The organism is Thiocapsa sp. (genome assembly GCF_035467215.1).
In the GTDB taxonomy this organism is placed as follows: domain Bacteria; phylum Pseudomonadota; class Gammaproteobacteria; order Chromatiales; family Chromatiaceae; genus Thiocapsa.
Genome location: NZ_DATITZ010000158.1, coordinates 1 through 9028 on the forward strand (window position 1 = coordinate 1; position 9028 = coordinate 9028).

The 9028-nt window shown below is 65.5% G+C and carries 10 protein-coding genes; 4 read left to right on the plus strand and 6 right to left on the minus strand.

Features of this window, described 5'->3' with window-relative positions:
* From VLR48_RS08815 to VLR48_RS08835, 5 genes are all read right to left on the minus strand, one after another.
* Positions 1-186: response regulator (locus VLR48_RS08815; RefSeq protein ID WP_325291424.1), on the minus strand; the 186-nt coding region annotated here is incomplete at its 3' end.
* A 49-nt stretch (positions 187-235) separates the two neighbouring features.
* The gene (locus VLR48_RS08820; RefSeq protein ID WP_325291431.1) at positions 236-2623 is read right to left on the minus strand and encodes an ATP-binding response regulator; all 2388 of its coding nucleotides are present in this window, start codon (positions 2621-2623) and stop codon (positions 236-238) included.
* 154 nt (positions 2624-2777) lie between these two features.
* Positions 2778-3242: a peroxiredoxin gene (locus VLR48_RS08825; RefSeq protein WP_213459998.1), complete on the minus strand. Its 465-nt coding sequence runs from the start codon at positions 3240-3242 to the stop codon at positions 2778-2780.
* A gap of 50 nt (positions 3243-3292) precedes the next feature.
* Positions 3293-4663 (minus strand): ATP-binding protein, encoded by a 1371-nt coding sequence (locus VLR48_RS08830; protein WP_325291425.1) that lies wholly within the window; start codon positions 4661-4663, stop codon positions 3293-3295.
* Positions 4660-5376 carry a response regulator gene (locus VLR48_RS08835; RefSeq protein WP_325291426.1) on the minus strand — a complete coding sequence of 239 codons (717 nt, stop codon included), beginning with the start codon at positions 5374-5376 and terminating at the stop codon, positions 4660-4662. Before VLR48_RS08835 ends, VLR48_RS08830 begins: the two co-directional genes overlap by 4 nt.
* 192 nt (positions 5377-5568) lie before the next feature.
* Between VLR48_RS08835 and VLR48_RS08840 the strand changes: the two genes are divergently transcribed.
* Together VLR48_RS08840 and VLR48_RS08845 are read left to right on the plus strand one after the other, a co-directional pair.
* Positions 5569-5724 (plus strand): hypothetical protein, encoded by a 156-nt coding sequence (locus VLR48_RS08840; RefSeq protein ID WP_325291427.1) that lies wholly within the window; start codon positions 5569-5571, stop codon positions 5722-5724.
* A 133-nt stretch (positions 5725-5857) separates the two neighbouring features.
* Entirely contained in the window at positions 5858-6427 is a 570-nt protein-coding gene (locus tag VLR48_RS08845) for a tetratricopeptide repeat protein (RefSeq protein WP_325291428.1), read from the plus strand.
* Between the two features lie 192 nt (positions 6428-6619).
* Here VLR48_RS08845 and VLR48_RS08850 read toward each other — a convergent pair whose 3' ends face one another.
* Positions 6620-7225, minus strand: a complete 606-nt coding sequence (locus tag VLR48_RS08850) for a class I SAM-dependent methyltransferase (RefSeq protein WP_325291429.1) — start codon at positions 7223-7225, stop codon at positions 6620-6622.
* 304 nt (positions 7226-7529) lie between these two features.
* On the opposite strand from VLR48_RS08850, the gene VLR48_RS08855 reads away from it, so the two are divergent.
* Together VLR48_RS08855 and VLR48_RS08860 are read left to right on the plus strand one after the other, a co-directional pair.
* Complete coding sequence (locus tag VLR48_RS08855) at positions 7530-8687, plus strand: nickel-dependent hydrogenase large subunit (RefSeq protein WP_325291430.1); 1158 nt, start codon at positions 7530-7532, stop codon at positions 8685-8687.
* A gap of 209 nt (positions 8688-8896) precedes the next feature.
* Positions 8897-9028, plus strand: a 132-nt coding sequence (locus VLR48_RS08860; protein WP_325291432.1) for a HypC/HybG/HupF family hydrogenase formation chaperone, incomplete at its 3' end; no start/stop codon positions are given.

Here is a 9028-nt window from a genome sequence, read left to right on the forward strand (position 1 = left end):
CATCTGCACATCCAGGATGATGAGGTCGATGTCCGGGTGCCGATGGGTCAGGTCGATGGCGTCCTGACCCGAGGTGGCCTCGAGGACCTCGACATCCATCTCGCTCTCGATCAGGGTTCGGAGCGTGAAAAGATTGTGAGCGTGGTCGTCGACGATCAGCAGCTTGAAGCCGGCGTAGCGGGTCATGTCGTCTGCCCTTGTGCGCCCGGAGCCGCAGCGAGACGGACTCGGCGGCTCACACGATCGGTTCGCGGATCGCCGCGGATGTCTCCGGAGCACGTCTCTCCGGCAGCACCTCGGCAAGCAGCGCCGTGAGTTGATCGGGATCGATGGGTTTGGATAGAAACTCGACGGCACCCGCACCCAAGCAGTCGGCAACCCGGGTCTTGGCCGATCGATCGCCGAGCACGGCAACGGCCGGGTGAGGCCCCGCACTGCGGCTCAAGAGTGACCGAATCGTAGCACAGGTCATTTCGTCGGACATCCCGGCGGCCAGCAGCACCAGCTCGCAGCCTTCGCCCTCTTCCTGCAGGGTCTCGAGCGCCTCGTCGAGATCGGCTGCGGTTTGGACGCGCAGGCCGCGCCGCGACAGCTCGGAGGCGAGCTGAACGAGGGTCTTGACGTCGCGCTCGACGATCAGGACCCAGCCGCCGCTTGCGCCTGCGCCGGCACCCCGTGCCGAGGTCGGGCGCAGCGCACCCGGTGAGTCCTCGGGCGGAAGTGGCGTGACGTGCGGGCTCGCGGGTGCGGACGGGGAGACCGCGTCCGGCTCGACGGCAACGGCGGCGATCGGCATGAAGAGTGTGAAGCAGGCGCCGGCCCCCGGTGCGCTTTCGACCTCGATACGCCCGCCGAGCAACAGGGCCAGCTCGCGGCTGATCGAAAGTCCCAGGCCGGTGCCGCCGTAGCGACGGCGCGTCGAGCCGTCGGCCTGCTGGAAGGCCTCGAAGATGATCTCCTGTTTGTCGTGCGGGATCCCGATTCCGGTGTCGGCGACGCTCAGCGCGACCTGCCGTCGAGGATCCTCTCCCGCTTCGACCGCCAGGGTGATGCGACCCTGCTCGGTGAACTTCACGGCGTTGGAGAGAAAGTTCTTCAGGATCTGTCGCAGCTTGTCGCGATCCGTAAAGACCCGCGTCGCGGCGCGCGGGTCGACAGCGAGATTAAGCACGACGGGTTTTTCCGACACCATGGGTTCGACCAGCTCGATCAGCTCTTCCAGCATCGGACGCAGCTCTACCCAGTCGGACGTCACGGCGACATGCCCGGCCTCGATCCGCGAGATGTCCAGGATGTTGTCGATCATGGTCCGCAGATCGCGTCCGGCCTCGTGAATAACCTGCGCTTGGCGTCGCTGCCCCGGATTGAGTCCGCCGGTCTCGGCGGCCAACATCTTCGAGAGCAGGAGGATCGAGTTCAGCGGCGTGCGCAACTCGTGGCTGACGTTGGCCAGGAACTCGGATTTGTACCGGTTGGATCGCTCCAGCTCTCGGGTGTGGGCTTGCGCCGCCTGCAGATGCTCGGCGTGGGTCTGCGCCAGTGCCGTGAGCTGCTCGCCGAGCTCGCGGATCTCGCGCGGCCCGCGCCAACTGAATTGCAGCGGCCGACCATCGCGGAGCACCTTGCCGATTCCGCCCCTGAGCTCCTCGCCGAAATGCTCGGCACGTGCCGCGATCCATCGCGCCAGCACCATCACCACCAGGACCAGAAGGAAGATGATCGAGAGAACGCGTACGATCAGTGCGTCGCGAAACTCCTCGATCGGCGAGGGGTCCACCGCCCGACCCACCCAGAGCGGCACCCCGTCCTCGGTCAGAAACATGGGCACCCAAAGCAGCTGGCGGCCTTGCCGGCCCTTCCAGACGGCGAGGGTACCGCCGGCAAAGATCTCGGCCAAGCCGGGGAAGGCGTCGAATGCCTCGGGCTGGCCGCTTGCCGGCTGACCGGGACGCAGATAGCTGCCGTCGTGATTCACCCAAAGCGTGTCCCGATAGAACTGGGCGAGCCCGCCGACATCGATAGTCATGACCACGACGCCTCGCGGGTCTTCCGGTTTCTCCCCGCCGATCCGGCTGACCAGGCTCAGTGTCATGAGCTGGCGCGGGTCTTCCACACCCGCCGAGGGGTCGATGCGGATTCGGCTCACCATCACGGCGCCGGATTGCAGATCGAGCCCCGCGGTCAGGAATTCGCGATTCGGGACCTGCGGCGGCGAGGCGGTCGGCCGCCATTCCTGCGTGCGGGGATCGCGAGCCAGCCAGAAACGCTCCTGAGCGTCGTCGCCGACGAAGAGAATCTGGATGATGTCGCGCTGATCGGCGACGATCTGATTGATCCAGGCGGTGTAGCGGGCGCGTGCGACATCGATCTGATCCGCATCGCCCTGCTCGCCGAGGATCAGGCCGGGCTCGGGGAGCTTCGACAGGAGCCGGATCATCTCGTGTCGACTGGCGAGATGTTGGTCGAGATCACGAAAGTCCGCGCGCAGGTTCTGCAGATAGGCGCGCTGGTAGAACATCGCGGTGCGATCCAGCACCAGCGGGAGATTGATCAGCACCGCCAACACGAGCGGTGTCAGGCCGAAGATCAGGAGGAAGATCAGGATGTAGGCGCGCAGCTTCACGCTGCGCGAGGTCTCCGAGCGCGGCTCGGGGTCGAGCGCCGGCGAGCCCGAGCCCGAGCCCGAACTGGCCGCGGCTACCGGCTCGACCGAGGAGATCGGGTCTCTCTCCTCGGCCGGCGGCGAGAACATCTCGACTACCGCTCCAGGTTGCCTGTCAGAGCGCCTGGACCAGTTCCAGGATCTGGGCGGCATGGCCCTTGGGTTTGACGTCGTAGAGTGCGTGTCGGATGACGCCGCCCTTGTCGACGACGAAGGTCGAACGCACGATTCCCATCCGTTTCTCGCCGTGCGCCTCCTTCTCGCGCCACACGCCGTACGCCTCGCACGCCTCGCCCTCGGTATCGGCGAGCAATTGGACGGTCAAGCCGTACTTATCCCGGAAGGCGCCGTGGCTGGTGCAGGTGTCGCGACTGATGCCCACGACATCGGTCTCGGCGGCGTCGAAGTCGGCTTGCAGGTCGGTGAAGTCGAGCGCCTCCATCGTGCAGCCCGGCGTGTCGTCCTTCGGGTAAAAATAGATCACCAGGTTGCGTTGCCCGAGGAGCCGATCGAGACTCACCCGTCCCATGTCCGCGTTGGGGAGTGTGAAGACGGGCGCGTGATCGCCAGGTTGCAGCATTGCGAAGGGCTCCGGGTGCTCGAGCGGATTGATGAATGTCAGGGCGGAATTTAGGCACCCTCGGACGGCGCGTCAACCGCCTTGCCGTTGCGTGGCGCAAGAGCAGGCCCTAGCTCGAGCGGCGGCAAGCGAACGCTCGCGACGGTGCCGCCCCCGCGACGCGCGCCCAGATGCAGCTCCATCTGGTTCGACAAGGCGAGCTGGTAGGCCACCGCGAGACCCAAGCCGGTGCCGCCGGTCAGGCGGCTGCGCGAGGTCTCCAGACGGTAGTAGGGACGAAAGACGGCCTCGCGCTCGCCTTCCGGGATTCCCGGCCCGCGATCGAGCACGAAGATCACGGGCGTGGCCGTCTTGCAGTCGAGATGGATCTCGACCAGATCTTGACTGTAGCGCAGTGCGTTTTCGAGCAGATTGCTCAGGATGCGTCGCAACGCCAAGGCGTCGACCCGATAGCGGCACGATCGACTGCGTTGCCAGATGACCCGAGGTCGACCGGCGACCAGGTCGTCGATCAGCGCGGCGAGGTCGACCTCTTCGCGATTCCCTGTTTCGAGGCTCTTTCCGAAATCGATCGCCTGCGTGATGAGCGCGTTCATCTCATCGATGTCGCGCTCCATCCGGGCGACGAGCGCCGGTGCGGTGCCGCGCGGCAGCATCTCCACGGCGAGACGCAGACGCGTCAGCGGCGTGCGCAGATCGTGCGAGACCCCGGCGAGCAGTAGGGTGCGGTTGGCGATCAGCTCGCGGATGCGTTGACTGGCGGCATTGAACTGACGCGCAAGGTTTGCGAGCTCTTTGGGGCCACTTTCGGATAAGACGGCAGGCGAGTAGCCGAGCGCGACCTGCTCGGCGGCCTTGGAGAGCCGGTTGATCGGTTGGGTGATGCGCCCCGCCAGGATCAGCGCGCTGCCGAAGATCAAGAGCACCGCAACGCCGATGATGACGGACAGGCCCTCGATCGGTCGGGTTTCGACTCGGCTGCGAGGGAAGCCCGCCCAGACCGTTTCCCCTCCCGCGTCCAGTGCGACCCAGAACCACCGCTCGCTGTTGGCGACGCTGGTCACGATCTCCACCTCGCCGCCGAGTCGGTCTTCCAGTGCGATTTTGAGCTGGCCGATATAGGGGAAGAAGAACTGGTTCACGTCCGTGAGCGGGCGCTCCTCGGCCAGTCGGATCTGGTACTCCCGTGCCAGCCTGGTTCGGTAGTCGTCGCGCATCTCCGTGGGGAGCTGACGCAGGGTCCGAGCCGAGAGCACCATGATGCTCGCCAGGTCCGAGGCGGAGCGCTGCGCGACCGGCGTCAACGCGTAGGAGACGATGACCCAGAAGGTGATGAGGCCGAACAGCCCGAAGGTGAAGACCAAGGTGAGCAACGCGCGCCCGAACAGGCTTGCCGGGATCAGCTTGGCAATGAGCTTCATGCGTCCCCGGCCGGCGTGAACATGTAGCCCTTGCCCCAGATGGTGCGGATATAGCGGGGGCGCTTCGTGTCCGGCTCGATCTTGGCGCGCAGACGCGCGATCTGCACGTCGATGCTGCGATCGAACGGCGAGCGCTCGTAGCCCTTGAGCAGGTCGAGCAGCAGATCGCGATCCAGGACGCGGTCCGGATGCTCGGCAAGGATTCGCAGTAGCTCCAGCTCGCCCGAGGTGAGCACGACCGACTCGTCCCCGCGTCGCAGCTCGCGTTGGCCGAGGTCGAGTCGATAGGGTCCGAAGCGGATGACGCCGTCGTCCTCGCGTGGCTCGGGTGGCGCGCTCGGGGCTCGGCGGCGCAACACCGCCCGGATTCGCGCCAGAAGCTCCCGCGGATTGAAGGGTTTGGGCATGTAGTCGTCGGCGCCGACCTCCAGGCCGACGATCCGATCGATGTCGCCGCCGCGTGCCGACAGCATGATGATCGGGGTATCCGCGCGCGCGCGCAGTCGCCGTGCCAGGCTCAGTCCATCTTCGCCGGGGAGCATCAGGTCGAGGATCACCAAGTCCGTCTCGTGCTCCGCCAGCCAGGCATCCATCGCCACGCCGTCCTCGGCTCCGGCCACGCTGAAGCCTTCTCCGGCGAGATAGTCGCCGAGCAGGGCGCGCAAGGCCGAATCATCGTCGACAACCAAGATCTGAATCGGTGTATCGGGCATCTCGGCAAGGTCTCGTTCAGCCGGGGTCGAGGGGTCGTAACAACTTGTAACAACATTAGAGCTGACTGAAATACTCTATTGATGCCTTGCGCGCAAGATAGACCCCAACGCGCAGGTCTTGGTCGAGTCCGTCTCGATCCTCGGCGCTGCGGATCTTTGGAGCAGTCATCCGACGGATAGAGGGGAGCACGCATGAGCTTCGATGCACTGACGATCACGGGTCTGATCGCGGCCATTCTCTGCGCCGGCTTTCTGATCGCGCTCATCAACCGCGACGATGCCGGTACAACTCGTCCTTCACGCATACGCGGCGCCGACAAGGCCGATGGATCCGACCTCCGGTCCTGAGTCTGAACCGCACACAGGCAGCAAGCCAGTTAGGTCGCCACGGCAGCTACACACCCTGCCGTCGCGACCTTTTTTTGTCTGCGATTCCGTCATAGGATCGCCCGACCTTTCCGCCGACAACCTGCCCGACACCATGCCCAGACTCTCTCCGCTGCAGTGGCTGCTCTTTGCCGTGTTCTTGTTTTTCTACGGCTTTACGGTATTCGCGGTCACGCGCGACTACTACATCCGCCACGCCGCGCGCCCTGCCGTCGCCGCCGCGCCGGCCGCTCCGCACGGGATGCCGTCTCAAGCCACTCCGCGTCCGGCGCCCACCGCGATCCCGCAAACCATCACCGAGACCAACCCCGATCTCCTGGCTCAACAGGCCGACGCGCTCTTCGTGGAGCGCCGCTACGCCGAGGCCGTGCCCGTCTATCGCCGTCTCCTCGAGCTCAGACCGGACGATGTCGAGGCTCACAACGATCTCGGATTGGCGCTGCATTACCTGGGCGACACCGACGGCGCACTGACGCAATTGCGAGCCGGCGCGGCCAAGGATGCGGCGCACCAGCGCATCTGGCTAACCCTCGGCTTCGTGAGCCTCCAAGCCGGCGATGCGGCCGAAGCCCGCACGGCACTTGAGCAAGCCCGTGACCTCGGTGCCGACACGGGTGTCGGTCAGGAGGCGACCCGGTTGCTGGATCTCATCGAGGAGCAGTAATCCGGATCGACGCGTTTTCACGGCGATCCCGGAGGGAGCGGGATCCCTGATCCTCGACGCGACCCAAGCGTGCCTCGCTCATAACCCGGCCATGCAGCTGACCGCAGCGTTAGGGTGGACGAGCGCAGCGCCGTCCGCCATCGCCGGTGCAGGTTTCGGTGGACTTCGCTGTCGCTCGTCCACCCAACCCGGCTAACCACTAACCACTGTAGCCCGCTCGGCGAGCGCGACCGTGTAGTGCGCCCCTTGCTTGAGCTTGTCGTAATTGCCGAAGACCTCGGTCAGATTGCGTTTCATGTACTGGCGCAGCCCGTTGATGGTCACCAGATAGAGCCGACCGCCCGGACGGAGGCGGGTGTGCGCATCGTGCAGCAGGAGCGCGAGCAGCTCCTTGCCCACCTTGGCAGGGATGTTGCTCGCGATCAGGTCGAACCGCAGCTCGGGGTCGACCTGATCGAATCCGTTGCTGAGCTGCGCGCGTGCGTTCTCCAGCCGATTGAGCCTGATGTTGCGCGTCGCGTAATCCACCGCCACGAAATCCTTGTCGACCATCAGGGTTCGACCCTGCGGGGCAAGCGTCGCCATCGTCAAGCCGATCGCACCGTAACCGCAGCCGAGATCGAAGCAGTCGTCGTCCGGCTGGACCTGCAGATGCGCCAGCAGCAGACGGGTGCCCTCGTCGATCACGCGCGGCGAGAAGAGACCCCAGGTGCTGTGAAGCGTCAGGTCGCGTCCGCCGAGATCGGCATTGAAGACGATGTCACGGCGAAGGGCAGCGAGTTGTTCGGGTGTGAGCACGTGGGGGTCTAACCTGATGGGATTCGGCGACAATGGGGCGATCGGCGAAACCGCGCCGGGAATCGCATGGGCTGCGGTCGGGCGAAGCGAGGGGCGTTCGACAAACCCGCAGTCCACACGAAAGAAATCAACTGTTTTTCAGATCCTTAAGCGGCGTCACGTCCAAAGCATCGGGATTCTTCCGGGCGTCGCATCGACACCGACAGTCGGCCGGACCTGGGACGCGATTTAAGCGCCGCTATCCTGAAGCGCGATCGGCTACACTGCAAGTTCTGCTTTGCCGATCCGGAGGTTCGCGAACCCCATGTCCGATCCGGGTGGAAGTCTCGATATCCAATTGACGCCGTCCTCGGCTGGCGTCGTCTGCAGGATCACCTCGACACGTCCGGTCGCCGCCGCGTCGGCCTTCGTCGGACGCTCGCCGCAGGAGACGACGGCGCGTCTGCCGCTGCTCTTCTCGATCTGTGCGCGCGCTCAAGCCGGTGCCTGTGCGGCGGCATTCGAGCAGGCGTCCGGGGTCTTGCCGAGCCCGATCATCCGAGGACGGCGCGAGGCGGCGATCGCAGTGGAGACGATCCGCGAACACCTGTGGCGGGTCCTGCTCGATTGGCCCCCGATCTTGGGCGAGCCGCCGTGCCGTGACGACATGGCGGCGGTCCTTGCCTTGTCGAATCGCATCCTCGCGCGGCTCGACCCCGCCGCCGATTTGTTCAGCGTCGGTGCCGGTCCGGCGGCGGGTCAAGCCCCCGGCCTCGATGTCCTGCTCACCGATCTGACCGATCTGCTGACGCAAAAGGTTTTCGGGATCAAGCCCGAGCACTGGTTGAACCTGATCGGCGACCCGTCCGGCTTCGAGCGCTGGTGTCGCAAGACGGAGACGGTGGCCGCTCGCCTGTTGCGCTCCCTGCTGGAATCGGGAGAGGCGTCGCTCGGACAAACCCCGATCACCGCGCTGCCGAGGCTCTCGGACGAGGATCTGATCGCGCGGATGAGCGCGCCGGATTGGGCCGATTTCGTCGCCCGTCCGACCTGGCAGGGTCAACCTCGCGAAACCAGCCCCTTCGCGCGCGTGCACCCACTGCCGCTGATCGAGGTCTACGGGGCTGGCCTCCTGGTGCGCCTTGCCGCTCAACTCACGGAGGTTGCGACCGGCCTACGGTTGCTGAGCCGCGGATCCGTCGGGAGCGCCGCCGCGCAGCCGATCTCGGCGAGCGCCAGCGGAATCGGGCTGGGGCGCGTCTTCGCGGCACGCGGTCTACTGGCTCATCTGGTCCGCGTCGAGGCCGGCCGCGTCCGCGACTATCGGATCCTTGCGCCGACCGAGTGGAATTTTCATCCGCGCGGCGTCGTTGCCTTGGCGCTGGAGAGCTTGCCGCCCGGCCCCGAGGAGCAGCTGCGTCGACAAGCCGAGCTCTTGATCACGGCGATCGATCCCTGTGTGGCCTTCAAGCTCACCTGTTGAAACGCGCCCCCCGCTCGCTATGCGAGGTCCTCACCTGGGCGCAGGGCGGGGGGGCGTCTGATACCCTCGTGGAACGCGCGTTTTAAGATTTTTAATTTATTGATATAAAACGCGTCTCGCCAAGGTTTCGGTTGGCGACCAGGTTCGTTCCGATCTGACCGCTTCATTGATCGCCCCGGACGCGTTTTATCCTACGAGGTCTTTTGTCCATGTGTCTTGCCATCCCCGCACGCATCACCTCCATCGATGTCGCCGCCGATACCGCGAAGGTTGCGCTCGGACCCGTCTGCAAGGAGATCTCGTTGGCCCTGATCGAGGACGCGGTCGTCGGCGATTATGTC

Excerpts from the sequence above, each read along its gene's own strand:
- VLR48_RS08845 (WP_325291428.1), top strand. The coding sequence starts at position 5,858 with ATGCCCAGACTCTCTCCGCTGCAGTGGCTGCTCTTTGCCGTGTTCTTG.
- VLR48_RS08835 (WP_325291426.1), bottom strand. The coding sequence starts at position 5,376 with ATGCCCGATACACCGATTCAGATCTTGGTTGTCGACGATGATTCGGCC.
- VLR48_RS08825 (WP_213459998.1), bottom strand. The coding sequence starts at position 3,242 with ATGCTGCAACCTGGCGATCACGCGCCCGTCTTCACACTCCCCAACGCG.
- VLR48_RS08855 (WP_325291430.1), top strand. The coding sequence starts at position 7,530 with ATGTCCGATCCGGGTGGAAGTCTCGATATCCAATTGACGCCGTCCTCG.
- VLR48_RS08840 (WP_325291427.1), top strand. The coding sequence starts at position 5,569 with ATGAGCTTCGATGCACTGACGATCACGGGTCTGATCGCGGCCATTCTC.
- VLR48_RS08830 (WP_325291425.1), bottom strand. The coding sequence starts at position 4,663 with ATGAAGCTCATTGCCAAGCTGATCCCGGCAAGCCTGTTCGGGCGCGCG.